Annotated in this window: 39 protein-coding genes; 21 read left to right on the top strand and 18 right to left on the bottom strand. The window is 41.3% G+C overall.

Annotation, left to right across the window (positions count from 1 at the left end; genetic code table 11):
* Positions 1-27: 27 nt before the first annotated feature.
* From FTU13_RS00785 to FTU13_RS00700, 18 genes are all read right to left on the bottom strand, one after another.
* Positions 28-717: a Smr/MutS family protein gene (locus FTU13_RS00785; protein ID WP_078191970.1), complete on the bottom strand. Its 690-nt coding sequence runs from the start codon at positions 715-717 to the stop codon at positions 28-30.
* Between the two features lie 111 nt (positions 718-828).
* On the bottom strand, positions 829-1,812 hold the full coding sequence (locus FTU13_RS00780; protein ID WP_180128895.1) for a hypothetical protein: 984 nt from the start codon (positions 1,810-1,812) through the stop codon (positions 829-831).
* A gap of 106 nt (positions 1,813-1,918) precedes the next feature.
* Complete coding sequence (trpC, locus tag FTU13_RS00775) at positions 1,919-2,725, bottom strand: indole-3-glycerol phosphate synthase TrpC (protein WP_180128894.1); 807 nt, start codon at positions 2,723-2,725, stop codon at positions 1,919-1,921.
* A 16-nt stretch (positions 2,726-2,741) separates the two neighbouring features.
* Complete coding sequence (trpD, locus tag FTU13_RS00770; RefSeq protein WP_168379163.1) at positions 2,742-3,788, bottom strand: anthranilate phosphoribosyltransferase; 1,047 nt, start codon at positions 3,786-3,788, stop codon at positions 2,742-2,744.
* Between the two features lie 18 nt (positions 3,789-3,806).
* Complete coding sequence (locus FTU13_RS00765; RefSeq protein ID WP_218955164.1) at positions 3,807-4,391, bottom strand: aminodeoxychorismate/anthranilate synthase component II; 585 nt, start codon at positions 4,389-4,391, stop codon at positions 3,807-3,809.
* Positions 4,392-4,510: 119 nt separating this feature from the next.
* Complete coding sequence (locus FTU13_RS00760; protein ID WP_078191966.1) at positions 4,511-4,780, bottom strand: hypothetical protein; 270 nt, start codon at positions 4,778-4,780, stop codon at positions 4,511-4,513.
* A complete protein-coding gene (locus FTU13_RS00755; RefSeq protein ID WP_180128892.1) occupies positions 4,780-5,094 on the bottom strand; it encodes a hypothetical protein in 315 nt (104 codons plus the stop codon). Before FTU13_RS00755 ends, FTU13_RS00760 begins: the two co-directional genes overlap by 1 nt.
* Positions 5,087-5,497 (bottom strand): hypothetical protein, encoded by a 411-nt coding sequence (locus tag FTU13_RS00750; RefSeq protein ID WP_180161082.1) that lies wholly within the window; start codon positions 5,495-5,497, stop codon positions 5,087-5,089. Before FTU13_RS00750 ends, FTU13_RS00755 begins: the two co-directional genes overlap by 8 nt.
* Entirely contained in the window at positions 5,494-6,063 is a 570-nt protein-coding gene (locus FTU13_RS00745) for a hypothetical protein (protein ID WP_180161081.1), read from the bottom strand. The genes FTU13_RS00750 and FTU13_RS00745 overlap by 4 nt, the downstream gene beginning before the upstream one ends.
* Positions 6,063-6,269 carry a hypothetical protein gene (locus FTU13_RS00740; RefSeq protein WP_373423927.1) on the bottom strand — a complete coding sequence of 69 codons (207 nt, stop codon included), beginning with the start codon at positions 6,267-6,269 and terminating at the stop codon, positions 6,063-6,065. Before FTU13_RS00740 ends, FTU13_RS00745 begins: the two co-directional genes overlap by 1 nt.
* Complete coding sequence (locus FTU13_RS00735; RefSeq protein WP_228144731.1) at positions 6,266-6,550, bottom strand: hypothetical protein; 285 nt, start codon at positions 6,548-6,550, stop codon at positions 6,266-6,268. Before FTU13_RS00735 ends, FTU13_RS00740 begins: the two co-directional genes overlap by 4 nt.
* On the bottom strand, positions 6,547-7,167 hold the full coding sequence (locus FTU13_RS00730) for a lambda exonuclease family protein (protein ID WP_180129009.1): 621 nt from the start codon (positions 7,165-7,167) through the stop codon (positions 6,547-6,549). Before FTU13_RS00730 ends, FTU13_RS00735 begins: the two co-directional genes overlap by 4 nt.
* Complete coding sequence (gene bet, locus FTU13_RS00725; RefSeq protein WP_257226786.1) at positions 7,148-7,960, bottom strand: phage recombination protein Bet; 813 nt, start codon at positions 7,958-7,960, stop codon at positions 7,148-7,150. The genes FTU13_RS00730 and bet overlap by 20 nt, the downstream gene beginning before the upstream one ends.
* A gap of 56 nt (positions 7,961-8,016) precedes the next feature.
* Complete coding sequence (locus FTU13_RS00720; protein WP_180129006.1) at positions 8,017-9,045, bottom strand: hypothetical protein; 1,029 nt, start codon at positions 9,043-9,045, stop codon at positions 8,017-8,019.
* Complete coding sequence (locus tag FTU13_RS00715; RefSeq protein ID WP_180161080.1) at positions 9,042-9,476, bottom strand: hypothetical protein; 435 nt, start codon at positions 9,474-9,476, stop codon at positions 9,042-9,044. Before FTU13_RS00715 ends, FTU13_RS00720 begins: the two co-directional genes overlap by 4 nt.
* Entirely contained in the window at positions 9,473-9,976 is a 504-nt protein-coding gene (locus FTU13_RS00710; RefSeq protein ID WP_180161079.1) for a hypothetical protein, read from the bottom strand. The genes FTU13_RS00715 and FTU13_RS00710 overlap by 4 nt, the downstream gene beginning before the upstream one ends.
* Positions 9,973-10,329, bottom strand: coding sequence for a hypothetical protein (locus tag FTU13_RS00705; RefSeq protein WP_180161078.1), 357 nt, complete (start codon positions 10,327-10,329; stop codon positions 9,973-9,975). Before FTU13_RS00705 ends, FTU13_RS00710 begins: the two co-directional genes overlap by 4 nt.
* 202 nt (positions 10,330-10,531) lie before the next feature.
* The gene (locus FTU13_RS00700) at positions 10,532-11,215 is read right to left on the bottom strand and encodes a helix-turn-helix transcriptional regulator (RefSeq protein ID WP_180161077.1); all 684 of its coding nucleotides are present in this window, start codon (positions 11,213-11,215) and stop codon (positions 10,532-10,534) included.
* Positions 11,216-11,339: 124 nt separating this feature from the next.
* On the opposite strand from FTU13_RS00700, the gene FTU13_RS00695 reads away from it, so the two are divergent.
* From FTU13_RS00695 to FTU13_RS00600, 21 genes are all read left to right on the top strand, one after another.
* Positions 11,340-11,540 carry a hypothetical protein gene (locus FTU13_RS00695; RefSeq protein ID WP_180161076.1) on the top strand — a complete coding sequence of 67 codons (201 nt, stop codon included), beginning with the start codon at positions 11,340-11,342 and terminating at the stop codon, positions 11,538-11,540.
* A complete protein-coding gene (locus FTU13_RS00690; RefSeq protein WP_180161090.1) occupies positions 11,540-11,839 on the top strand; it encodes a hypothetical protein in 300 nt (99 codons plus the stop codon). Before FTU13_RS00695 ends, FTU13_RS00690 begins: the two co-directional genes overlap by 1 nt.
* A gap of 172 nt (positions 11,840-12,011) precedes the next feature.
* Positions 12,012-12,890 carry a DNA-binding protein gene (locus tag FTU13_RS00685; RefSeq protein ID WP_180161075.1) on the top strand — a complete coding sequence of 293 codons (879 nt, stop codon included), beginning with the start codon at positions 12,012-12,014 and terminating at the stop codon, positions 12,888-12,890.
* A complete protein-coding gene (locus tag FTU13_RS00680) occupies positions 12,883-14,262 on the top strand; it encodes a replicative DNA helicase (protein WP_180161074.1) in 1,380 nt (459 codons plus the stop codon). Before FTU13_RS00685 ends, FTU13_RS00680 begins: the two co-directional genes overlap by 8 nt.
* Positions 14,259-14,486, top strand: coding sequence for a hypothetical protein (locus FTU13_RS00675; protein ID WP_180128977.1), 228 nt, complete (start codon positions 14,259-14,261; stop codon positions 14,484-14,486). Before FTU13_RS00680 ends, FTU13_RS00675 begins: the two co-directional genes overlap by 4 nt.
* Entirely contained in the window at positions 14,483-14,773 is a 291-nt protein-coding gene (locus FTU13_RS00670; protein ID WP_373423924.1) for a hypothetical protein, read from the top strand. Before FTU13_RS00675 ends, FTU13_RS00670 begins: the two co-directional genes overlap by 4 nt.
* Positions 14,770-15,360 (top strand): hypothetical protein, encoded by a 591-nt coding sequence (locus FTU13_RS00665; RefSeq protein ID WP_180128976.1) that lies wholly within the window; start codon positions 14,770-14,772, stop codon positions 15,358-15,360. The genes FTU13_RS00670 and FTU13_RS00665 overlap by 4 nt, the downstream gene beginning before the upstream one ends.
* Positions 15,357-15,548 (top strand): hypothetical protein, encoded by a 192-nt coding sequence (locus tag FTU13_RS00660; RefSeq protein ID WP_180128974.1) that lies wholly within the window; start codon positions 15,357-15,359, stop codon positions 15,546-15,548. Before FTU13_RS00665 ends, FTU13_RS00660 begins: the two co-directional genes overlap by 4 nt.
* A complete protein-coding gene (locus tag FTU13_RS00655) occupies positions 15,545-15,820 on the top strand; it encodes a DUF6378 domain-containing protein (RefSeq protein WP_180128972.1) in 276 nt (91 codons plus the stop codon). The genes FTU13_RS00660 and FTU13_RS00655 overlap by 4 nt, the downstream gene beginning before the upstream one ends.
* A gap of 94 nt (positions 15,821-15,914) precedes the next feature.
* On the top strand, positions 15,915-16,253 hold the full coding sequence (locus FTU13_RS00650) for a DUF1064 domain-containing protein (RefSeq protein ID WP_180128971.1): 339 nt from the start codon (positions 15,915-15,917) through the stop codon (positions 16,251-16,253).
* 10 nt (positions 16,254-16,263) lie between these two features.
* A complete protein-coding gene (locus FTU13_RS00645) occupies positions 16,264-16,434 on the top strand; it encodes a DUF1653 domain-containing protein (RefSeq protein WP_180005156.1) in 171 nt (56 codons plus the stop codon).
* Positions 16,435-16,447: 13 nt separating this feature from the next.
* Entirely contained in the window at positions 16,448-16,948 is a 501-nt protein-coding gene (locus FTU13_RS00640) for a hypothetical protein (RefSeq protein WP_180128969.1), read from the top strand.
* 359 nt (positions 16,949-17,307) lie between these two features.
* A complete protein-coding gene (locus FTU13_RS17390) occupies positions 17,308-17,595 on the top strand; it encodes a hypothetical protein (RefSeq protein WP_257226783.1) in 288 nt (95 codons plus the stop codon).
* Positions 17,596-17,601: 6 nt separating this feature from the next.
* A complete protein-coding gene (locus tag FTU13_RS00630) occupies positions 17,602-17,793 on the top strand; it encodes a hypothetical protein (protein ID WP_180161073.1) in 192 nt (63 codons plus the stop codon).
* The gene (locus tag FTU13_RS17385; protein ID WP_257227195.1) at positions 17,768-18,043 is read left to right on the top strand and encodes a hypothetical protein; all 276 of its coding nucleotides are present in this window, start codon (positions 17,768-17,770) and stop codon (positions 18,041-18,043) included. Before FTU13_RS00630 ends, FTU13_RS17385 begins: the two co-directional genes overlap by 26 nt.
* Complete coding sequence (locus tag FTU13_RS00625; protein ID WP_180161072.1) at positions 18,027-18,566, top strand: hypothetical protein; 540 nt, start codon at positions 18,027-18,029, stop codon at positions 18,564-18,566. The genes FTU13_RS17385 and FTU13_RS00625 overlap by 17 nt, the downstream gene beginning before the upstream one ends.
* A gap of 51 nt (positions 18,567-18,617) precedes the next feature.
* On the top strand, positions 18,618-18,818 hold the full coding sequence (locus FTU13_RS00620; RefSeq protein WP_180161071.1) for a hypothetical protein: 201 nt from the start codon (positions 18,618-18,620) through the stop codon (positions 18,816-18,818).
* A complete protein-coding gene (locus FTU13_RS00615; protein ID WP_180161070.1) occupies positions 18,815-19,108 on the top strand; it encodes an HNH endonuclease in 294 nt (97 codons plus the stop codon). Before FTU13_RS00620 ends, FTU13_RS00615 begins: the two co-directional genes overlap by 4 nt.
* A 270-nt stretch (positions 19,109-19,378) precedes the next feature.
* Positions 19,379-19,861 (top strand): terminase small subunit, encoded by a 483-nt coding sequence (locus FTU13_RS00610; protein WP_180161069.1) that lies wholly within the window; start codon positions 19,379-19,381, stop codon positions 19,859-19,861.
* A 220-nt stretch (positions 19,862-20,081) separates the two neighbouring features.
* A complete protein-coding gene (locus FTU13_RS00605) occupies positions 20,082-21,755 on the top strand; it encodes a terminase large subunit (protein ID WP_180161068.1) in 1,674 nt (557 codons plus the stop codon).
* Between the two features lie 165 nt (positions 21,756-21,920).
* Entirely contained in the window at positions 21,921-22,886 is a 966-nt protein-coding gene (locus FTU13_RS00600; RefSeq protein WP_180161067.1) for a hypothetical protein, read from the top strand.
* Positions 22,887-22,926: the final 40 nt, after the last annotated feature.

Below are 22,926 nucleotides of genomic sequence, written 5' to 3'. Positions count from 1 at the left end.
AATGCCTTCTTTTGGAGTTAAATCCGATTATTGTTTAAACTGTGGGTTTTTTTCTGCACGTTTAAGCAGAACCAGTACAGCACCTGTGCCGCCTTGTTTTTCTGGGGCGCTCACAAATGCCAATACATCACGATGTTGACGTAACCAACTATTTACATAAGTTTTTAAAATTGCTTCTGGACCTTTGCCATGCACAATTTTAATGACGTTTTGATTGTCATCTTTCGCCATTTGAATAATTTGCAGCACGGCAGAACGGGCTTCTTCAACAGTGCAACCGTGTAAGTCGACAGCTTCAAACCAACGTAGATTACCAGCTTTCAGATCTTCAAAAACTTTATGTTGTAAGGTTGCAATGCGATAGCTTAAAGCAGCTTGACTGGCAACAGGGTTGAGCATCGCTTGCGTATCAGAAAGTAATGCATCATCTGTTTCCATAGGACCAATTGCAGCAGCACGTTTAGCCAACGTTTGCGCATCAGGTTTTTTACGACCCACTTTTTCCATTTTTGCAATATTTCCTGCATTCATTTTTTGAACACCTTGCATTTGCTTTTGGAAAAGCGCGAAGTCTTCTTCCTGCTCTTGTTCAACAGTCTTTGGTGTTGGCTCAGGCTGTTTAGCAATCGTTGAGGAATGTGGATTCGTAATTTGCTTTTTAAAAGATTTCAGTAGGTTGTACTGATCTTTTGAAAGCGAAGAATCGTGTTTGCTCATAATGAAAAAACGGGAAATATACAAAAATTTAGTGCAATTATAGCCTTAAATGGCACTGATTTGAACTGGAAAGACTTTATATAAAGAAGATCTCTTAATTCATTACAAGTCCTATTTGGGCTTCAAAGTTGAATTAATTAATTTAATAACTTTTTTATTTTTATATTGTTCTGCAAGAGCTAATGCTGATTGTTCTTCATTAAATTTAGAAATACACACGATTTCGGTTGAAGCGTCTTTTTCAAGTAAATAAGAAATTATCTGATATTGATTTAGGCGGATAGCTTTACCTAATGGGGAGCATCTAGTGAAATAATATGTTTGTGGTTCAACTTCATCTACTACAAGTTCATTTATTTTTCTCAGCTTCATTTTTTTGATGAAAGAAATATCTGTGTGCTCGATAGCGGCCATAATTAAGGTGGTATCATAAAATTCATTGTTTTCACCAAAATTTAAATATTCAAGATACAAACTTTTGGCTTTTTCATAATTATCAATATCATTTTTCTGTGTCAGGTTCTTTATCGCATTTTGGAAAAAATCATTCATATCATCAAAATCATTTATTGCTGCATGGAACATGAATATATTTATTAAATATGGCTCATCAGCTAAATTCTTTTTCAATAAATGAGGGGTATCTTTATAAAAAATCTGTTCAAAATGATTTAATTTTCCCATGGAAATAGGGTGAGATTTAATATTGATTGGTTTTGATAAAGAATTTTTATGTCCTTTAGAAATAGAAAAATAGGTTGAATGTTCAATATTCTTGTTTTTAGTATTGATTGAGTAATTAATGACTATTGGTAAGCCTTGATAACTAATGATTTCAATTTGATTATTATTGAAATCATAATTTTTGCCCTTTAGCACGTTAGTATTTATATTTGGAAAAATTTGATTTAGGTCAATCTGCGCAGCAATGATGCCTTCGGGCATATTGGAAATATTAAAGTAGAGGATATGATTTTGGTCAATATGATACGGTGAGCCAGTATAAAGAGTTATATTTTTTGCCCAACTTATCTGGTGTAGTGAAACCAAGATTAATGAAATGAATAGAAGAGTAGAAGAAATAATCGACTTCATTATTTTTAATTCTCAATTGAATAAAAATTATAAAAAAGATGTGTAATTTTTTTAATATGGATGCAAAGTAGAAAAAGGGTGAGCGAACTCACCCTACATATTTCATTTATATTTTATCAGGCACACCAAACAGCTCCTTAAACGCCTGATCAGGGCGTGGCTGCTTCATAAAACTTTCACCGACCAAGAAGGCATGAATGTCATGTTCTTGCATCATGGCAACATCCGCAGGTGTTGCAATACCGCTTTCTGTCACAAGTAGGCGAGAAGGCTCAAGTAACTTCTTCAAACGTAATGATGTATTGAGGTCAACATCAAAGGTTTTTAAATTACGGTTATTGACGCCTAGTAGACAGTTGTCAGAAAGACGCATTGCACGCTCAAGTTCTTCTTCGTCATGTACTTCAACCAACACGTCGAGATTGTGCTCAAAAGCAGTTTTCGACATTTCTTCGAGTTGTTGATCAGACAAACAAGCCACGATTAATAAAATACAGTCCGCATGTAAAGCGCGTGCTTCAATTACACCATAAGGGTCAATTAAAAAATCTTTACGTAGCGCAGGTAAGTCACAGTTCGTACGTGCAATCTGAATGTTTTCATCGGCACCTTGGAAAAAATCCACATCGGTGAGAACAGACAAACATGCCGCACCAGCATCTTGATACTGCTGCGCAATTTCAGCAGGGTTAAAGTTTTCACGAATGATGCCTTTCGATGGTGATGCCTTTTTAATTTCAGCAATCACCCCCGGACGTTTAGAGCCGAGGTTTTGTGCAAAACCTCGAACAGGTGTAGCTGCTTGAGCTAGCTCTTCGACATCTTTATAGCTACGTTGTTTAAGACGGGCTGCAAATTCTTCTTTTTTACGGTCAACAATTTTACCCAAAATTGTATTGGCGATATCTACCATGATCTGTGTCCTAATCTTAAGCTTCGTATTCTTTTAAAGTTTTAGTAAATTCAGACAAAATGCCCATTTTTTCTAAGGCTTGACCGCCATAGATAATGTCATGTGCTAATGCAACACCTTGTTTATAGCTTTTGGTTAAGCCTGAAACATAAATGCCTGCGCCTGCATTTAGGGCAATCATATTCGCGGCTTTATCACCGAGCGCAGATTTGTTTTTACCTAAAGCATCTTTAATTAATTTTAGACTTTCCGCAGCACTATCTACAGATAGACCTGTTAAGGTTTGCGATTCGATATCTACAGCTTCCGGTTGAATTTCCCATTCAGTGACTTCGCCATCTTTGAGTTCTGCAACATAAGTACTTGATGCAAGGCTAATTTCATCTAAACCATCTTTAGAATGCACCACCAAGACATGTTCTGCACCAAGCTGTTTTAAAACTTCAGCCATAGGACGACATAATTCTGTAGAGAAAACACCAATCACAAAACGTTTTACGCCGGCCGGATTCGTAAGCGGGCCAAGTAGGTTGAAAATACTACGGAAGCCCAATTCTTTACGTGGACCAGCAGCATATTTCATGGCTTTATGATGATTAGGTGCAAAGAGGAAACCCACGCCCATTTCACGAATACAACGTTCAGTTTGCTGCATGTTAAGGTCAAGGTTAATTCCAGCTTGTTCTAAAAGATCAGAAGAGCCTGATTTTGATGAAACACCACGACCGCCATGTTTAGCAATAGTTGCACCTGCTGCTGCAATAACAAAACTAGACGCAGTAGAGACGTTAAATAAGTTTTGACCATCACCACCTGTACCAACGATATCCACCAAATGTGGTAAATCACTGACATCAATTTTGATCGCAAACTCACGCATTACACGTGCTGCGGCAGTGATTTCATCAATACTTTCACCTTTTTGGCGTAAGCCCATCATCAGTGCGCCAATTTGAGCATCGGTCGCTTCACCTTGCATGATGGTTCGCATCACTTCTTCCATTTGAGGTTGAGTGAGTTCAATATTTTTAGTGATGTTATTTAAAGCTTGTTGAATATTCATAATATTTTTTGCACTCGATTAAACGTAAATTTCTAAGAAGTTTTTAAAGATTTGATGGCCATGTTCACTAAGAATTGATTCAGGGTGAAACTGCACGCCTTCGACAGGCAATGTCTTATGTTTAACGCCCATGATTTCTTCCATCGTGCCATCTTCTTCATTGGTCCAGCAGGTCACTTCTAAACATTCAGGCAAAGTCGCTTGATCAATCACCAAAGAGTGATAACGCGTTGCGGAAAATGGAGAAGGGAGGTTGCTGAAAATACCTTGATCGCTGTGATACATGTCAGATAAACGACCGTGCATCACTTTTTTAGCGCGAATAATATCGCCGCCAAAAGCTTGTCCTATGGCTTGGTGGCCTAAACACACACCCAGTAAAGGAATTTTTCCCGCAAAGTGTTGAATCGCAGGAATTGAAATGCCTGCTTCACTTGGCGAACAAGGGCCAGGACCAATGACTAAATACTTCGGTTGCCATCGCTCGATATCTTCCAATGTCACGGCATCGTTACGTACAACTTTTACTTCCTGATTTAACTCGCCAAAATATTGGACGATGTTGTAGGTAAAAGAGTCATAATTGTCGATCATTAGAAGCATTTTGGATGTAAACCTCTGATTTTTATTGTGGTAATAATTAATTTATCTAATTGTTACTCACAATGTTACTCACATTAGAATTTTTGCTTAAATTTAGCGCAATTAAAAAAGCCGCTAATTTAAGCGGCTACTTTATCAGAGTTTGAGGGCTGTGTGACAACTTCATTTACATAGCTATTCAGCCAGTAACTTAGTTTTCCATCCTTATTCGGTTTTTGAATCACACCATCATTAATACGAGAATAAAGAGAGGGAATTGAGATATTTAATCTTTGGGAAAACTCTCTCACATTTACTCTACGCTCATCCTTTTTTTGAATAGCTTTTTTTAGCTCTTGCATTTCATTAAAGATAGCTTGAAGCAATTCATGTTCAGCATTAGATTTCATCAAGATACCTCCTTCAAACTTTCCATCACATTTCTAGGCAACCCGCTCAAATAACAGCTAAACAAGTGGTATAGCTCATCCGCATTCATTTCATTTACTTCAATCATGCCGCCCGTGCCATTCACTACACGCTGACGTGACCAACCGCGCATATTGAAAGTAAACTCATTGTCGTAATCGACTGCGTTCACAATCGCATTAAACAGTCCAACTTCATGCGCATCCCAATTTTCAAAGTAGGGCATGTCTTTAGAAGTTAAGTTGTCAATTTGGAGCTGAGCGAATTGGGGTTTTGTTAATTGAATTTCAGTCATTGGTTGGCTCCTTTAATACCTCTCTATAAGCATCCCGAACCTGAACAACATCATCTTCTTCTAGGTAAATACCAATATTATTAAAGATTGCATGATCTTCATCATCATCAAGCCATTTTCCCGTAGCAATGCCATTTGGTTTTTTGGGGTTAAACCACCAATAGTTAATTGGACTGGTGGGTTCTTCCTGTAATGGTGCTGGAACCCTTATACCATTAAGCAAAATAAACGATGGTTTAATTCTAAACTTTGCAACTTGGCCATGGTGATTGGGCTCGCCGAGCAAACAACCCACCCGAAATCCTGTTTTTTTATCGAAACTTAACCATGCATCATCCTCATGATCGTAGTACTGAACGCTTTTTCCTTCGTTTACGGCAATAACCGCCTGGATACCATTCATTGGCCTTGCTCCTGTGCTTCGATCATGGCTTTGTATTCCTCAAAGTCACAATTATCTGGATCCGTATCAGTCAACAATTCCTGAATTTTACAAGCCAATCTCCACCATTCGATATTTCTAGGGTTATTGGACTCAAATGGAAACGACATGGATTTGTCGCGTTGGAAGCAATTTGAACCAGCAATCAAATCAACCAATTCAATTGTTTGAGCGATAATTTCAAAATCTGATCGACCTTTTTCTTCAGGCACCGCTTGGGCTTTGGCTTGCTTCGCCAAGCAAATCAAACAAGGTTCTTCATCTGGATACTGACTATTAAAAACACCAGTAGGTGATTCGCATTTTTTTAAGTGCTCATCACAGAGTAGCGACTTAATTTTTTGATCTGTTTGGGCTTTGGCTTCCCATCCAGCGCGAAACGTATCCCAATGCTCATTAAACTCGTCTACTTGCAATTCCATTTCGCTATCTAGCGCAATATATTGCTGCAATTCTTCATCAAACTTAAAAGACCAATCTGGATTTACATTGTTTGATTCCTCAAAACATTTTCTTTTAATATTCATCACGCCACCGCCTCAATATTTATATGCTTTCCATCAATAAGCACCTGAATTGAAATCACGCCTTGAGTGCGATCTTCCATTAATTTTTTAAAAAGAGCAGGTGCGATCATTAGCTCTTTTTGTGTCGCTTGCGCAGGTCTAACCGCAATGGTTTCAACAGCAATAAGCAGTGCGCGAATTTCTTTATTTGTGATTTGCCCCATCACGCCACCTTCATTATTTGATTAGCCACGACACGCGCTAAATTTTCATTCGTTTCATCTGATATAGCAGGGCTGCGCAAGTGCATTTCATATTCATCAAATAACGCTTGGCATGCCGAATTACCAGTTAAATCATTCTTTACAAACACATAGCTCAAAGCCTTACGGGTGCCTTTGCCGCTAAAAGTGCAGCTACCATCTGCAAGGACTTTCTTCACATAACCGAGCTTCTCTAACCAAATTTTGAAGCCGTCGGCATGTTTATTTTTGATGCGGAAGATCATGCTGCCACCTCATATTCTGCGCTGAGCTCAGCCATTGCTTTATCAACGACAATGTTGAAATTAATAACTGCTTGCTCAACACCTGCAATGTCCAAATCTTTTGCAAATACCCGAATAACCACAAGTTGCAAATGCTCAGGAAGGCGAGGATCAAAGCTAATAAAGTCACACCATTTGCGACGAGTACACGCCAATTGCCAAGTAATCTGCGGGATGTATTCAGCAGGCACTTCTTTGGTGAGCAACGTGTTCAAATGAGTTGTTGTAGCAGGGCACTTAACCTCAATTTGACCATCTAAATTGATTAGTCCATCAGGCGATGCACCGCTTAATTTAATGACCGGGTGATCAACCAACCCTGTGCCTTTAACAAAATTACCCGTCTCATTTTCATAAGCGGCAATCGCATTTTCTTCCTGATCTATACCCCATTGCATTGCTTTTGAGGTTGGAGTCTCCTCCTGAACGCCAGTAATGCGCTCAGAAAGAATTGTTAATGTTAGGGCGTTGTATTTCTTACCTTTAATAGGTTTTGCGCCGATATCTTTAATGCGGCTTGCAGTCACTTTGCCGCAGCGATCTGCAAACCAACCTTCACTACGCTGGAGAATGGTCATAAGTTTCCCCTTGTCGTGCTAATGCTTGGTCAGCAAGTTCAGCAACCTGTTTTAAGGCTACTGAATGAGTGGTCCAAAAGTGCTTTTTGCAGTCACCCTTAGGTAAAGATATATAGGCAGCTTGTAGTCGCTCAGATCCATACTGGGATTCACTTTTGAAATGTGCTAAATGCTCGGTCTCAAATTCCATATAACCATCAGGCACAGCATTCTCAGTGTGACCTTGAACAGTCTTAACAGAACTATTTTCCTGAATCCGTTCCGCCTCATCTTGGTCATAGATGCCGACATAACCAAAAGCTAAACGAGCGCATTGGATTAAAGCTTTGTGACGCAAAAAACGCTTAGGGTGTGATTGCCACGGGCCAGCATATCCATTTTGACCTAATGGTTCTCTGTACACTTCATCTAAATATTCTCGAACCACGGTAGGGTGGTCACGGTCTTTGCGATGGATGATGCAATCAACCCACTCAGGGCATTTTACCTTTGCTTTATTTGGTAAAACCAAGTTTTCAGAGAACGCAAATTCAATGCCATTTAGGTTTGAATTACTGTTAATGATGCGCGACCAACCATCAACACCGACCACAGGAATAATCCCTTTTTTATCAGGAAAAGCATAAATTTCTTTAGTCCAAGGATTGAGCTTGTATTGACTAGCAACAATCATTAACGCACCCATTTGTGCATCAGTGATTTCTTTATCAGACTTAAAAGCTGTTTGTATAAGCGTTTGTTTAAGCTCTTGTGGATCAACATTATGTAATCCCAAAACCTCAGCAAGCTGCATCACTTGAGCATTAACCAAACCTTGATGTTGTGCTGGTGCATTCATATTCTTCACCCTCAGTATTTGATTGAAACATGCGGGATTTTCTTATCAACAATCGCGCCTATTAATTCTTTGATTTGAGCCTCTGGGATACCCAAGCAAAGGGCTTGAATTGCCTCAAAAGCTTCACGATTAATTACTCGACGATGCTCTTTGTCAGCCAAACGTGCTTCTTCTGCCTTACGTGCAGCCTCAGCCTGAGCAAACTGTTCAGCCTCAATGCGCTTACGCTCATTCTCAGCAGCTTGCACAGCACGCAATTCAGCAGCCTCTTTTTCAGCTTTTAATCGAGCTTCACGCTGCTCTGATTCAATCTTTTCACGCTGAACGCGCTCAGCTTCAAGGCGTGCTTTTTCTTCTGCTTCACGTGTTGCTTTTTCAGCAGCTTCACGGGCAATACGCTCTTCATGTTCACGCTGTAATCGAGCCTGTTCAGCAAGGCGAAGGCGTTCTAATTCAGCCTGTTCGGCTTCGTATTTTTCACGAATGGTCAGGGCGGTGCGTAAAGATTCAAGTGTTTCAAGTTTGGCAAGTTTTGCTTCTTGTTCGTATTCCTCAAAAGAAGAATCAATTACCTTATCTTCAAGCGTTTGAATCGCTTCCTTGACGGTAAAAGCTGTCCACTCGCTATCAGCAGCAGTAGCTAAAGAGGCAACCATACGAATAGTTGCAATATGATGCTCATGCTTCGCCACACGATCCTTTTCAGCCTGCTCCCAAGCATCACGCGGTGCCAAGATTTCATTACGCAGTTCATCAAACTTCTTAACAGTCGCAATGCGGTCATCATCAATAAGCTTGATTTGAGCCTTTTGCTCGGCAACCAACTCCTTGCCACACTTCTCAATAAATGTCTTGGATTTACTAATTTTTAGAGCGAGTGAGCCAATCTGATCTCGTCCTTTTTTAGTGGTCACATCAGGAACATGTGAACGCGCTTCTTGAGCAATGCGCTCGAATAATTCAGCAGTACCGCCTGGTGTGCGAAATGCAGATACAACAATGTTTTGATCCGCGATTTCTAATTCTAATTTCGCATTCATCCGTAAATCTCCTCTGCAATATCTTCCGCAACGTAATTAGCTTGCTGTTCAGATTCCTTTAAAAACTGCTCTTCACACCAATCCACAATCAACACATTCAACGCACGTAACTGCTCAGGAAGTAAGACAAATTCATTGCCTTCTTTGGTTGCCACAGCATCAGTCTTTATTACAGTTACCAGTGTGTTTTCAATTGCTTTAAAAGCAGGGATATCGATTTCATGGCAGTTCTGTGGATCTGAATCACCAACTGCAAAACCTTGTGTGCATTCAAGTAAAGGCATGCTGCATTCGATAGACGCATCAGTGATAAAATCGAAGCGATACTGAAGCGTGAATTCGACCTTGCCATCTTGAATAACAATGTCCTCTGCCACTTCAAAATCAGGAAAGACAGGAGCAAGGATTAAAGTGTTAGTTTTGATGTTCATTGATCGCCTCGCAAAATCGCTGCATTAAAGTCGCCTTGAACTGGAGCACCAATAATCACAACCTTAGATACAACTTCCATAAATTGGCGAGTTGCTTTGATGGCTGAGTAACATGAAATGCGGTCCCCAATTCTTTTTACACCTATGTCATATAAATCTGTGCCCAAATGCTTAGCGACTTGCCTCTCAGCTTTACCGCTACACCACAAATCACCTTTAAATTTGTGCAGCCTTGTTGCTTGTATTTTTGGGAACATCACTGATGGTTCTTTTATGCGGAGTTTAATTTCTCTATCTGCAAAACCCCCTTTTGATCCTGGCGCGTGACCGTAAACATGAATCAACTCACCGAACCTTGAGAAAATTGCATTACCAACGCGCTCGTAAACTTCAAACTTGTAATCATCTACAGTCACACCTAAACTGCCTTTTGGCGTGCATGAGCCAAGCATCAAGCCATTGCAGTCAAGGTTAAAAACCTCAATAGAAAATATTTTCACTTCACACCCCCAACAATCGCAGCGTTAATATTTTGAATATCCACCTGATCGATGTATGCATTTACTTCGATACCGTCTTTGGAAACGCTCATTGGTTCCATATAGCGAATTGACTCACCATCAAGCCCATATTCAACAAATACTTCGTAATCACCGATAGTGATTAGCGCAGGGCATTGTTCAGCACAAAATTTAAGTTTTTGCTTGAGTTTTACTTCGCCTGTAACGACAACTTGATTGTCGTCAATCGGTGCGGTTGTGGAGGCAGGTGATATTGAAAATGCACCAACGATGAATGCTGCAAGTGCAAGAGCACAACCAGCAAACTTGATTTGTTTCTTGTTACTATCCATAATGGTCCCCGTAGTACACGCCCCGCATCCGCCAAGATTGTTCGGGGCTTTTTTGTGTTTGCGAGGTTCATAGTAAACATGATGTGTACTGTAGTCAACACTTATAATAAACAAATGTGTATTTATTTTATAAACAACTGTTTTATATAGACATAAAAAAAGACCGCATAAGCAGTCTTAAAATTTCATTTTGTTTACTTATTTATGGCAGCGAATTTTGCACATTAAATGCATAAGCAATAACTTCAAACTCCTGGTCGATAATTTCTTGCTGCGTTAAAACTTCTTCTTTGTATTCGTCACTATTGGCGCTAACAATCCTTATACCGCCCATTGGCATTCTATACAGGTACTTAAACTTAAAAAGACCACCATGGCATACCGCATATACCTTGCCATCAATAACATTTTTTCTGCCTATATCGACATAAACCGTTGCACCATCATTAATGACTGGAGTCATTGAGTTGCCAAATGCTGTCAATGCGAGCGCATTTGCTGGATCAACACCATAACGCCTTAATGTTGATGCGCTTAGTCTCAATTTTCTTGTTTCTGTATTTATGATTTCACCAAGCGATCCTGAGCCACAAGACACCAAAACATCTTTATAAAACGGCACTTCAACCTCATCGCTATCTAGTGGAGTGGAGCTATCCCACCCTGCAACACGAGAAACATCACTACTAGAGTTGTCGCCAGCACCACTTAAAATCCAGTTTGCAGAACAGCCAAACTCAGCAGCCGCTTTTAAAGACCCAGCTTTTGATACACCACGCTTTTTCCAATTGGTCAGCGTTTGCGGTGATTCATCAATACGTCTTGCGATTTCTTCCTGGCTCAGGCCGTTACTTATCTCAAGCAGCCTTTTAAATGAATCGTGCATAACAAACCCCTTTTGTTCTTGGTTTTATTATCTCAGCAGTAAACAAATTGTGTTAAACAAATGATTTGACATTAGTAAACACAGCGTTTACCATCAAATACACAAATGTTTAATGGAGAGTGAAATGTCTATCAACACTGATAAAGACATCATTGTTGCTCTTGGTGGGTCAACAAAGGTCGCTGAAATGCTTGGGTTGAAAAGCAAACAGCGTGTTCAAAATTGGATGACAAGAGGGATACCTGCGGAAGTGAAACTCCAGTATCCGCATATCTTCTTAAATCCAAATATCTCAAGTGTAGTTCGTAACAAGGATGTTGCGTGATGGGGGTAGATGACATGCAAGAAGCGATCGAAAAAGGGTACTTGGGCGGGAAATTAATCGCGCCTAAAACCATCAAGTTTATGGATGCGATGCTTGATGCTGTTTCTGTATATGCAGAAGCAGAAGGTATTAGCGATGTTGATTGGATGCGTAATGCCATAGCTGAAGCTCTACTTATTGCTGATGCTAAGTATGAACGTACACGCAAAGCAAAAGAGCGAGCTAGTAAACACTGGAACACTTTAGCACACCAAAAAGAAAGCCCATCTGCTGGAACAGATGAGCCTGATGTTCAATAAGGAGTCTAGTCAATATGAACAAACCAATACTAACAGATGATGAGCTAAATCGAAAGATATGGCTGGTGCAGAGCATCGCTATGACTTTTGCCAAATACCCAACGCTTAAGAACGCTGCAGACCTCGCAAGAGCAAAAGCTGAATTACACGCTTATGTTATGAGGGGGCCGCAATGTCTAAACATATTCCAATAATTAAATTGATCGAAGCCATGAACGAGCAACCAATAGCGTTTAACAAGCACTATGTATTCTTGGGCTGTGGCATCAATGGCGCGCTTATGCTTTCGCAATTGGTCTACTGGACTTCAAGAACAAAAGACCATGATGGATGGGTTTACAAAGACCATCACGAGTGGACGCAAGAAACAGGCTTAACACGCAAAGAGCAGCACACTGCTAGAAAAACACTCAAGTCACTAGGTTTTATTTCTGAGAAAAAACACGGAGTTCCACCACGTGTTTTCTTTCGTGTTGAGCGTGAAAATCTATATAAGGCACTGATCGAATACTCTGAAACAACTACCGCTACCCAATTGTGCCATACGGAACAATTGAATGTGCCAAATGGAACAATTGAATGTGCCGAACAGCACAATCACGTGTGCCAAAAGGAGCAATTGAATGTGCCAAAAGGGGCACGTAATACAGAGAATACTACAGAGAATACTACAGATATTAAATTAGGCGCATCCGCACCTAAACAACCAAAAAAATTCTCTGCTAAAAAATTCTTAATCGAAAACGGTGTATCTGAAAAAACAGCTCAAGAGTTTATTGATCTGAAAAACAAGAAACGTAAAACCATCACTGACCGTTCTCTGAAAATCATTTTCAACCAAGCGACCGAAGCACAACTCACCAATGAGCGTGTATTCCAGATCATTGTTTTGCGTGGTTGGGAGTCTTTCAAGGCTGCATGGAATTGGGCAGAAACGAATGCCGAGCTGGAGCAGCTAGAGAACCCACAGGTGAAGGGGCAAGCTCAAGAGCAAGCACCACCTGTATTCAAAGGAGTCAAACGCACATTCAAGGGGATGAACAATGACTGAGTTATTTTCAATTCCTACAGAACAAGCAGTTCTATGTTCATTCATGGATTTCTCTGAATTGGGTGACAGCATTGAGCAGATGGATGTTGTTGATTTTCATGCAACCCGCCATCAAATCATTTTCAACCACATCAAGTCACAGCACTTGAAAGGTGAAGGGCACGATGCGATCGTTATTTGGGAGAAAATCCGCTCAAACTTCAACGAATCATCACAAATCGATGAAACCTACATCATGGAATTATCAAGCGCTATGGCGCTTCCTAGATTGCTTCCAACGCATATCAAAACACTGAAGGATTTATCTTCACGAAGAAAAATTGCGGAGTTGGGCAAACAGGTTTTGGTTATCGCTGGGGATACAACGGGCTACACGGCTGAATCGGCAATTGAGCGAGTTCAATCCCTCGCATCTGGGTTGGATAGCACTGTGCAGGCTCAAGGCACGTTCAAGATTGCTGATGTGGCAAAACGTGTTGTATCGAATGTGATTGATCGTCACCAAAAGCTACACGATGGAATTGATCCTGATGAAAATATTTTGAAGACTGGATTTATTGAGCTGGATAACAAGCTGGATCGCATTGACCCAACCGACCTGATCATTATCGGGGCACGTCCATCAATGGGTAAAACTACTTTTGCTCAAAACATCTTCCTGAATTTATCGGTAAACCAAGGCAAAACAGTTTTGTTCATGAGTGGAGAAATGTCATCTGAGCAAATCACAGAACGCTTAATTTCATGCCTTGGGCAAATTCCTTTGAAGTCCGTTCGTTCGGCGCGTTTTGACTCTGATGGTGCAGGCTGTATCTACAAAGCTACCGAAATCCTGAATAAGTGCTCGATCTACATCAACGACAAGTCACAACCAAGTTTGGCAGACATTAGACGCGAAGCTCGAAAAGTTAAGCAAAGCACACTTGGAAAACTAGATGCGATAGTTATTGATTACTTGCAAATCATGACACCGCCTGAGAAGTCAGGAAACAAGGTTCAGGAAATTGGGGATATATCGAATGGCCTTAAGAAGATTGCCAAGGACTTTGGATGCCCTGTATTTGCCTTGTCTCAGCTAAACCGCTCTTTAGAGAACAGACCAAATAAGCGCCCGGTGATGTCGGATATTCGTGAGTCAGGCGCTATTGAGCAAGATGCAGACATCATCATGTTTATCTACCGTGACGAAGTTTACAACAAGGATTCGAAAGAAGCGGGTACTGCGGAAATCATCATTGGCAAGGCGCGTAACGGATCAACTGGAACGGTTCGCCTGGCAACTGATTTAGGTCGAGCGACTTTCTGTGATTTGAGTCCAGAATATTACACGCAGTTGCAGGTTGTAGGGCAAAGCGCAGGAGGTGCAGCGTGAACAGACTCGAATACTTATCACAGTTCAGCAATGCGGTGCTTAGTCCTGAATTGAATTGCGATCCAAATAACATGCTTCGGGCAAAGCCTACGGGTAGAGCGATGTTTGAAACCTTGGCTGTGACGCAAGTAAGTCAAGAAGAAAAAGAATTTCGAAAAATGTGGTGTAAGGAACAGCTTGGGTTGATTGGTGAATTTGGCGCGGTGCTAGGAGGTGGGGTGTGAAGGATCAACATGACAATAAAACCGTGGATTGGCTTGAGCAACCAAGACCTAAATATATTCAGACCGATCTAGGTAAAGAAAAACTGTGTATTGAGTGTGGTGAATATTGGCCGCTTGATCATGAATTTTGGTTCACATACTCAGGGAAGCTGAAGAAAGATGGAACTAAAAGCACTTGTTATGAAGCTGCATGCAAGAGTTGCTACTACATTCGATATAAGCCTCAGCGCTTACAAAGACCTAAAAATGCAATTCGTTCATATCACGAGAAATGGTGTGCATCATGAAAAAGCGCAATAAGAAATATAACCCGAACAAGCTAGTCAATCTGTATCGAAATGAATTGGCTAAAACTTATGAGCTTTGGTCATCGTTTGATGATGTTGAATTAACCGAAGCATCAGACAGACTGAAAGCTGCTGGTGTGTCAAAAAAACAAGTTATCGAGGGTATGTATGAGTATTTCGATGGTGATCTTGTTGTGCCAATTTTGTGGGATTTGATGGTGGACGACACTGCGTTTTTTGTGGGTATGGACTCGTATTACTACCACAAGGACGACCCAGCAGACATTCAAACGTCAGCAGTGCAGTTTGATGTTCCTTCCATGACATACGATCAATTCAAGCTTGGTGGCAGTGGTGCAAAAGTGCCGGATGAGCACGGTTTTAAACGCAGATGGAAAGGCTTGGAGAAAGAAACTGATGATGTGCATAAGCCATTTTTAGATAAGGGTTACAAGTTGTTTAAGTGCATGTGCTACATGAAAGCAGATGTGAAATTTAAAGACTTTCAGTCTTACAACAAGTTTAAAGCAGAGCGTGTGAGTCGCGGAATGCGCAGAAAGTATCGTTTACAGGAGCAGGCAGCATGAACCTAACAATAGAGCAAATGCGGGAAATTGTGGCTGGTGCGCCTGATGGTTGCGATGCCTATGAGACGGATACACATGTATTTGATTTGGGTGAGTTGAGGGCTGCCATCGCTGACCACGACCGCACTGACCATGTATCAGACATTCGCAATCATATTGCGCCAACGACGAAGGTGATTGAGGGATGAGTGAAATAGATAGCACCCTAAACGAACGTGGTGCTCGTTATGGCAATTATTCCGATGTGGCGGGTACAACTCAGCAGCTCATGGCTATCGTTGAATGTGGCGTAAACTACGAGCATTTAAACGCAGAGCAGAAAACCAGTCTTTTTATGATTTGCAACAAGATTGCCAGAGCTGTGAATGGCGACCCGCAATATTTTGACAACTATCGTGATATTGCAGGTTATGCAACTTTGGCAGAAAGGGCGTGTGAAGCGGTGCGAGGTGAATCATGAAGCTGGGTGATTTTGGGTTTTTTCTATTCTTGATAGTTGCATTTGTCTCGATGAAATTTGGTGACTCAATCAATCAGGCGATAGTGGGATGCCAATGACTAAATACAACAACAAGAAGGTGATGCTTAACGGCATCACTTTCGATAGTCAAAAAGAAGCAAGGCGTTATCGGGATTTATCACTGTTGGAGCGTGCAGGTGAGATTAAAGATTTAGAACTGCAAAAGGCGTTCATTTTGGCCGAGTCGGTCAAGTTTGAAAGTGAGCCAAGACGCAAGCCAGCAGTGAAGTATGTCGCAGATTTTGTTTATCGGGAAAAGGGGCAACTGGTTGTTGAAGATGTCAAAAGCAAAATGACACGAAGCTTGCCAGTTTACCGTTTGAAAAAGCACTTAATGAAATCGGTTCACGGTTTAGAGATTAGAGAAATTTAGGGGAATAGGGATGAACTATAAGCACGTTAAGACAGGCAATGAGTATGAGTTGATATTTGTTGCAAACAAACAATCAGCTAAACCCAATTTTCCTGAAATGGCTGTATATCGAAGTTTGAAAGATGGGGTGGTGTACGCAAGACCGTATACAGAATTTAAAGAAAAGTTTGAGAAGGCATAAAAGGGGAATAGGGATGAATGCAATGGTTAAGGCTCAAAATATTATGCAGGCGGTGGACTGGTCGAAATACTCACTGGAAGAATGGCTTTATCAATTTGGGGCATGGATGAATAGCGTATCTGGTGTATGTGGCAATAGCGTCAATCCGATTGCTGTTGCTATGGATCAGGCGGTTGTTAAGCAAAAGATTGCAAAGCTAACCGAGCAGCAAAAGAAGGAAATTATTGCAGCTCACTTTCTTGATAGCGAAAAGCCAAAGCTCACACGAAGCAACATTACTTGTTTGATTGATGATAATGAAGCGCGAGCAGTACAGCGTTTGATTCTGGACATGCAAGGCCAAAGTGAAATCATGGACGAGTGGATGGATGCAATCATTTGCCGTTATTTCTACGGTAACTCATGGGCGCAAATGTGTAGCGAAAAGCGTACAGGCGTTGACGCAAAATTTGATGTGAAATGCGGACTTGCAGCATTACACTGCCGCTATGGATTTATTGCATACAAAAAGTGAATAGCATTTGACCTTGATCAAGGCATCTGCTAAATTCATGGTATAGTGGTGCGAAGTGTAAGTAAGTCGCACTACTGATAGAAAGCTCATCAAACGATGGGCTTTTTGCGTTTTGGCGGTTCCTATTAATTTCTAGTGGTTTTTAAATTGATTACCGCCACCCAGATTACGGACATTATTACTGACATTATTTCAGACAGATTTAGTTATTTTTAGTTATTTCGATTTGCAATGAAATAAGGAGAAAACATGCTCCAATTTTTAAAATGCTTATTCGGCTTTCATGGTGCGGTGGAAATTGACCATACGATCGATGGTGATGAGATAAAGGTTTGTCGTAGTTGTTTGAAAGAGATTAATTGACCCTCGCCACTTCGGTGGCATTAGCCGAACGTATTACGGCATATAAGGCCCTGCTCAATTCTGGAGATTTGAGTGGGGTTTTTCTTTTCTTATTGGTGGTAGATATGCGATTAGGTCGAATGGTTGTTGCTGCAATGCTAGGTACGGCATTTGCGGAATACTCACGCTCAAGTGGTGGTGATTGGGATTCAATCTTGTGGGGTGAACCACAATCAAACAAATCAAAGCCTAATCGTGTAAGTCAGAAGAAGCGCCGTTTATATATGCGTCAAGGGCGCAAGTAGGTGATCATGGTTGATCGAGTAGAGGCATCCAAAAATCTAGAGCTGCTTAAAGCAAACCAAGCTCGTTTGATGAACTACAACCATTTGTATTCAAGCTATGCATTTCGCCAAGACTGCGGTGCTGAGTTAAGAAAGATTGGTAAGCAGATCGCAAGCATAGAAGAATTACTTCATGAGAAGTCCAAAACGACTCGCTGAGATTCGTAAGCTTCCGTGTGTAAGGTGCGGCAATCCAAACAGCCAAGCGGCTCATTCAAACAGCGCTAAGCATGGTAAGGGTAGATCGATTAAGGCGAGTGATGAGTTCACGGTACCACTCTGCCACTCTTGCCACAGTCAATTTGATCAATTCAAGTTAGGCGATCGGGAAGAAAGTGAAAAGCTGTTTGAGCAATGGTTGGTTAAGACAGAGTTGATGATGGGTAAAAGGGATGAAGAATACTTTTAAACTCGAACCTGCAACATTCGTCATTAAGTCATTTGAAGAAGTAGGTAAAGCAATTGCCTACATGCATAGACATCATGCGAATGCGTTAAGTGATGGCAAGCCTTTAGTTGTTCAGATAGATCAAAAGCAAGAAGATCGAAGTAAGGCGCAGAATCGTTTATTGCATATGTGGTTTGGTCAATTGGCTAAGCATACTGGTGATGAGCCTGAAACCATTAAGTATGAGATGAAGAAGAAATTCTTAGCTCGTATGTGTGTAAGAGATAGTGAGGCGGCAGCGGAAGCTTACGAGGCTGTGATGGGGTATCGTGATGTGTTGCGATTGCTTGATGGGCAAGAGAAGCTTACTCACACAGCTAAATACAATCGCGTGGTTAAGATGTTTATTCAAGATCATGTGAAGTCTAGCAAGCTTAATAAAAAACAATTCACTGAGTTTTGCGATAAGGTCCATGCATTCGCTAGTGTGACGCTTGGCGTGTATTTAACTGTACCTGATGATTTGATGTATTTGAGAGAATAACTATGGCATGTGAAGGTTGTGAACAACGCAGACTAAAACTAAAGGCAATGTATGACAACTCAAAAGAATCCATCACAAAAGCAATTTCTCGACTTACTAACCGAGATCGTAAAGCAGAACAATCAAGTGTTGCAGCAGAACAGTCAGTTGATTCAGATGGTGGTGACACAGAGCAGTCAGATACAAGAGCTGTTGCTTCAGTTAAATCCCGACGAGGATGAGCCAAGCCAACATGAGTACCTTGATTCATGAAACTCCCAAGACTTCAAACCAAACTGCAGGCGATGACACCGCAACAACCAAGACTTGCACCTAAAAAGAATTGGGGCAGCGGTCGAGGTGGTAGACCATGGCGCAGACTGAAGCAGAAGATCCACACTCGTGATGAGTGGACATGCCAGTGCTGTGGTCGTGTGACTATGGAGCTTGAGTTGGACCACATTAAGAATGTGGCTCAAGGTGGCACAGATGATGAAGCCAACCTTCAGTCGTTGTGTGTGCCGTGTCATAAAGAGAAGACTCAAAAGGAAAGCAGGTTATGAATCTAAATGAATCTTTGATGATTGCGGCAGTGTTCTTTCCATCAATATTATTGGTGTTGTTCTTTCTTTGGAATTGGTATCAGGATTATAAAGCGTGGAAGTTTCATAAAAATCGACCGCGGATCCTAAACCCTTGGTCTGATTGGTAGAGCTACAGAGGGGGGAGGTAAAAAGTTCAAAATCTTTTGTCAGCGGACACCGCCCCCGATCTCATTTATAAAAAAATTTCCCTTTTCAGCAAAAGTTAACTTTTAGAGTTAAGGAATCGCAATGGCTTTAACAGCAAAAATGAAAGCTTTTGCTCAAGCTATTGTCGATGGCTTGAGTAAAAAAGACGCAGCAATTTCAGCAGGATACCCTGAAAAATCAGCGATGCAACAGGGCTCAAAACTTTCCAAAAATCCTGAAATTATTGCGTATGTTGACCAATATTCAGCGGCCAAAAAGTTAACTTCTGAAAAGAAAAAGTTAACTCCTGAAAAGCCTAAAGTTAAACCAATAAACACGCATGAAAATGACAACCCTTTGGACGATGAGGACTACGCAAAAGACGATCCTCTGCAATTCTTAATTGATGTCATGAACAACAGTGATGATATGTTTCTGCGATTCAATGCCGCCAAGGCAGCACTCCCATACAAACATGGCAAAGTTGCGGAAAAAGGTAAGAAGGAATCTAAGGCAGATGGTGCTAAACAAACCGCTACAAGCGGCGGAAAATTTGGAACACTGGATTCACAGTTGAGAAGTTGAAATGTTATCGGATGAAATTAAAAATAACGCTCCACAAGGTGCAGAATTTTATGTGAAGCGCGATGGGTATTACTACCGATATGACAATTATGGAGAGCTTTGCTACTGGTGTTCCCATTATAAAGAATGGATAGAGCTTAAAAAACACTTCCCAGAAGAACACGAATTAGAGTCAATCAAATAGCCGCCCATTGAGGCGGTTTTTTAATGAGTTAAATTTATGTCAGCAATGCTCCCAGAATGGACAACCGCTTGCCCAGACTGGGAGGAGCGTATTGTCGCGAAAAAATCCCTGATGCCGTGTGCACCACTTTTTCCTGAAGTGGCGGACGTAGCAGAACGGATTTTTAAAGAATTAATTTTGGTCGATGTGATGGGTAGCCCAAAAATGGGCGATGTCACATTGCCATGGGTGATTGAATTCGTCCGAGCAATCTTTGGCGCTTACGATCCGGTGCAGAAGAAGCGTTTAATTCGCGAATTCTTCCTGCTGATCTCCAAGAAAAACACCAAGTCGACGATTGCGGCTGGCGTAATGATGGTGGCCTTGATCTTAAATGATCGTATGTCGGCTGAGCTCATCATTCTGGCACCAACAAAAGAAGTTGCCGATAATTCATTCAACCCAATCCGAGACTTTATCAAAGCGGATCCTGAGCTTCAGGAGATGTTCAATATTTCAGAGCACACCAAAACAGTCACTCACTTGGGTACCAATGCGACTCTAAAAGTGATTGCTGCTGAGAGTGATGCGGCTGCTGGTAAAAAGGCATCAATTATCCTGATCGATGAGATTTGGGTATTTGGCAAAAGACCGCGTGCTGAATCTATGTTTCGTGAAGCAAAGGGTGGCCTTGCATCACGGCCCGAAGGTTGTGTGATTTATCTGTCTACTATGTCAGATGAAACACCATGCGGTGTATTTAAGCAGCTGCTGGACTATGCCCGGGATATTCGGGACGGTGTAAAAGTCAATCCTCAGTTCTTGCCGCTGATTTACGAGTTTCCAGAATGGATGCTTGAAGCGGATGAACATTTAAAACCCGAAAACTTCTATGTCACAAATCCAAACTTGGGCGCATCAGTTGATCTTGATTACCTGATTAATGAGTTTGAAAAGGTCAAAGATGCAGGCGAAGAATCTTTACGTGACTTTTTAGCAAAACACTTAAACGTACCAATTGGTCTAAACCTACGTGCCAACCGTTGGGCTGGCGCTGAATATTGGCTACAACAATCTAAACAATTCACATTGGATAAATTGATTGAGCAATCAGATGTCATCACCTGCGGTATTGATGGTGGTGGTTTGGATGATTTACTTGGCTTTGCGGTGCTAGGTCGGCACGCAAAAAGCCGTAAATGGTGGCTTTGGAATCATGCTTGGTGCAATAAAACTGCCGTTGAAAGGCGTAAAGAGAATGCGCCAAAGTATGCCGATTATGAAAAAGAAGGCAGCCTGACCATTGTTGAGCGTATCGGTGATGACATTGACCAACTAGCCGCCATTGCAAAGAAATGCTTTGATTCAGGCAAGCTCGACAAGGTTGGACTGGATCCTCTTGGCTTGGGTGGCCTTTTAGATGGCCTACTTGATGCTGGTATTCCTGAAGAAAAGCTCATTGCAGTTCAACAAGGGTTTAAGCTCATGTCTTACATCTTAACAACCGAGCGAAAACTTGCTGAGGGTAACCTGTATCACGCTGGTCAAGGATTGATGACGTGGTGCGTAGGAAATGCAAGAGCGGTAATTAAAGGCAATGGAATGATGATCTCCAAGCAAGAAAGTGGGGTTGGAAAAATCGATCCACTAATTGCAACCTTCAATGCTGTAGCACTTATGAGTCTTAATCCGGTGAACGAAGAAAAAGAATATAACGTGTTCTTTATATAGTAATTTTGGTATAATAAGTAAGCGGCCCCGAAAGTGTTGGAAGCACTAATCGAGGCCTAATCATCAATCGTTATATTGGAACGACTATGACTGACCGCAATAATATATGCACTTCACTGTGTATTCAAATTATTTCTGCGCTTCATGGTCTGTGGAGTGTTAGGAATGGCTAAAAAGAAAACCACTGAGCAGTTTATAACTGAGGCTATCGCCATACATGGTAATAGGTATGATTATTCACTGGTTGTTTATCGCAGTGCGCACAGCAAGGTTAAGATAATATGCCCCGCGCATGGTGTTTTTGAACAAACCCCGATCGCACATAAGGTGCAGAAGGGTTGCAGGAAGTGCGCAGGCAACATACTAAAAACCACTGAGCAATTTGTGGCGGATGCGATAAAAGTGCATGGTAATTACTACAATTATGATAAGGCTATCTACGTTTCAGCTAAGACAAAAATAGTAATAACATGTCCAAAACATGGAGATTTTAAGCAATCAGCCAACCAGCACACCAGCGGCAAGGGTTGTAGCCATTGCGGAAGAGAAAGAATGGTGTTGTTGCGCCGGAGCGCCACTCGCGATGTTGTATCTCGATTCACAGAGGCGCACAAGGATAGGTATGATTACTCTAAGTTTAAATATACTGGCATGTGGGGAAAAGGGATAATAATTTGCCCAAAGCACGGCCCTTTCATGCAAGAGCCAGTCAGCCACATCAAGGGTCATGGTTGTGATGCTTGCGCTAGGGAGCTAACAGGAACCCATAAAAGGGGTGAATATACTGAGAACTGCACAAAGCGGCACGACGGGTTATCACACCTATATTTAGTGAAAATATTTGATGACTCTGAGGAGTTTTATAAGGTTGGTATATCTGTTCATGATATAAAAGTTCGATTTCGCAAGCACAAGATGCCATACCAAGTGAAGCCTATAAAAGTGATAAAGGCTGAAGCTGGGTATGTATGGGATTTAGAGAAAAGGATATTAAGTCTAGTGAAGGGCTTATCTTACAAACCAAAAAACAAATTTAATGGACACACCGAGTGCTTTTCTAAAATACCTAAAGGGCTTCAAAAGCTGCTTCAAAGCCTCGCTGAGTCTGAGCAGATTCCTTTAATTGCTTAAACTATTCTTAAACGCAACCCGCCTATATGGCGGGTTTTTT

Source organism: Acinetobacter sp. YH12064, from assembly GCF_013419735.1.
GTDB lineage: Bacteria > Pseudomonadota > Gammaproteobacteria > Pseudomonadales > Moraxellaceae > Acinetobacter > Acinetobacter amyesii.
The sequence above is the reverse complement of the archived record's forward strand: the minus strand, read 5'-3'. Positions and strand labels throughout refer to the sequence as shown.

Excerpts from the sequence above, each read along its gene's own strand:
- FTU13_RS00660 (WP_180128974.1), top strand. The coding sequence starts at position 15,357 with ATGAACCTAACAATAGAGCAAATGCGGGAAATTGTGGCTGGTGCGCCT.
- FTU13_RS00700 (WP_180161077.1), bottom strand. The coding sequence starts at position 11,215 with ATGCACGATTCATTTAAAAGGCTGCTTGAGATAAGTAACGGCCTGAGC.
- FTU13_RS00690 (WP_180161090.1), top strand. The coding sequence starts at position 11,540 with ATGGGGGTAGATGACATGCAAGAAGCGATCGAAAAAGGGTACTTGGGC.
- FTU13_RS00755 (WP_180128892.1), bottom strand. The coding sequence starts at position 5,094 with ATGACTGAAATTCAATTAACAAAACCCCAATTCGCTCAGCTCCAAATT.
- FTU13_RS00695 (WP_180161076.1), top strand. The coding sequence starts at position 11,340 with ATGTCTATCAACACTGATAAAGACATCATTGTTGCTCTTGGTGGGTCA.
- FTU13_RS00750 (WP_180161082.1), bottom strand. The coding sequence starts at position 5,497 with ATGAATGGTATCCAGGCGGTTATTGCCGTAAACGAAGGAAAAAGCGTT.
- trpD (WP_168379163.1), bottom strand. The coding sequence starts at position 3,788 with ATGAATATTCAACAAGCTTTAAATAACATCACTAAAAATATTGAACTC.
- bet (WP_257226786.1), bottom strand. The coding sequence starts at position 7,960 with ATGCAGCTTGCTGAGGTTTTGGGATTACATAATGTTGATCCACAAGAG.
- FTU13_RS00760 (WP_078191966.1), bottom strand. The coding sequence starts at position 4,780 with ATGAAATCTAATGCTGAACATGAATTGCTTCAAGCTATCTTTAATGAA.
- FTU13_RS00650 (WP_180128971.1), top strand. The coding sequence starts at position 15,915 with ATGACTAAATACAACAACAAGAAGGTGATGCTTAACGGCATCACTTTC.
- FTU13_RS00620 (WP_180161071.1), top strand. The coding sequence starts at position 18,618 with ATGACAACTCAAAAGAATCCATCACAAAAGCAATTTCTCGACTTACTA.
- FTU13_RS00785 (WP_078191970.1), bottom strand. The coding sequence starts at position 717 with ATGAGCAAACACGATTCTTCGCTTTCAAAAGATCAGTACAACCTACTG.
- FTU13_RS00685 (WP_180161075.1), top strand. The coding sequence starts at position 12,012 with ATGTCTAAACATATTCCAATAATTAAATTGATCGAAGCCATGAACGAG.
- FTU13_RS00765 (WP_218955164.1), bottom strand. The coding sequence starts at position 4,391 with ATGCTTCTAATGATCGACAATTATGACTCTTTTACCTACAACATCGTC.
- FTU13_RS00625 (WP_180161072.1), top strand. The coding sequence starts at position 18,027 with ATGAAGAATACTTTTAAACTCGAACCTGCAACATTCGTCATTAAGTCA.
- FTU13_RS00645 (WP_180005156.1), top strand. The coding sequence starts at position 16,264 with ATGAACTATAAGCACGTTAAGACAGGCAATGAGTATGAGTTGATATTT.
- FTU13_RS00655 (WP_180128972.1), top strand. The coding sequence starts at position 15,545 with ATGAGTGAAATAGATAGCACCCTAAACGAACGTGGTGCTCGTTATGGC.
- FTU13_RS00780 (WP_180128895.1), bottom strand. The coding sequence starts at position 1,812 with ATGAAGTCGATTATTTCTTCTACTCTTCTATTCATTTCATTAATCTTG.
- FTU13_RS00630 (WP_180161073.1), top strand. The coding sequence starts at position 17,602 with ATGGTTGATCGAGTAGAGGCATCCAAAAATCTAGAGCTGCTTAAAGCA.
- FTU13_RS00735 (WP_228144731.1), bottom strand. The coding sequence starts at position 6,550 with ATGATCTTCCGCATCAAAAATAAACATGCCGACGGCTTCAAAATTTGG.
- FTU13_RS00615 (WP_180161070.1), top strand. The coding sequence starts at position 18,815 with ATGAAACTCCCAAGACTTCAAACCAAACTGCAGGCGATGACACCGCAA.
- trpC (WP_180128894.1), bottom strand. The coding sequence starts at position 2,725 with ATGGTAGATATCGCCAATACAATTTTGGGTAAAATTGTTGACCGTAAA.
- FTU13_RS00680 (WP_180161074.1), top strand. The coding sequence starts at position 12,883 with ATGACTGAGTTATTTTCAATTCCTACAGAACAAGCAGTTCTATGTTCA.
- FTU13_RS00730 (WP_180129009.1), bottom strand. The coding sequence starts at position 7,167 with ATGACCATTCTCCAGCGTAGTGAAGGTTGGTTTGCAGATCGCTGCGGC.
- FTU13_RS00600 (WP_180161067.1), top strand. The coding sequence starts at position 21,921 with ATGGCTAAAAAGAAAACCACTGAGCAGTTTATAACTGAGGCTATCGCC.
- FTU13_RS00640 (WP_180128969.1), top strand. The coding sequence starts at position 16,448 with ATGAATGCAATGGTTAAGGCTCAAAATATTATGCAGGCGGTGGACTGG.
- FTU13_RS00605 (WP_180161068.1), top strand. The coding sequence starts at position 20,082 with ATGTCAGCAATGCTCCCAGAATGGACAACCGCTTGCCCAGACTGGGAG.
- FTU13_RS00705 (WP_180161078.1), bottom strand. The coding sequence starts at position 10,329 with ATGGATAGTAACAAGAAACAAATCAAGTTTGCTGGTTGTGCTCTTGCA.
- FTU13_RS17385 (WP_257227195.1), top strand. The coding sequence starts at position 17,768 with ATGAGAAGTCCAAAACGACTCGCTGAGATTCGTAAGCTTCCGTGTGTA.
- FTU13_RS00720 (WP_180129006.1), bottom strand. The coding sequence starts at position 9,045 with ATGAATGCGAAATTAGAATTAGAAATCGCGGATCAAAACATTGTTGTA.
- FTU13_RS00745 (WP_180161081.1), bottom strand. The coding sequence starts at position 6,063 with ATGAATATTAAAAGAAAATGTTTTGAGGAATCAAACAATGTAAATCCA.
- FTU13_RS00665 (WP_180128976.1), top strand. The coding sequence starts at position 14,770 with ATGAAAAAGCGCAATAAGAAATATAACCCGAACAAGCTAGTCAATCTG.
- FTU13_RS00610 (WP_180161069.1), top strand. The coding sequence starts at position 19,379 with ATGGCTTTAACAGCAAAAATGAAAGCTTTTGCTCAAGCTATTGTCGAT.
- FTU13_RS00715 (WP_180161080.1), bottom strand. The coding sequence starts at position 9,476 with ATGAACATCAAAACTAACACTTTAATCCTTGCTCCTGTCTTTCCTGAT.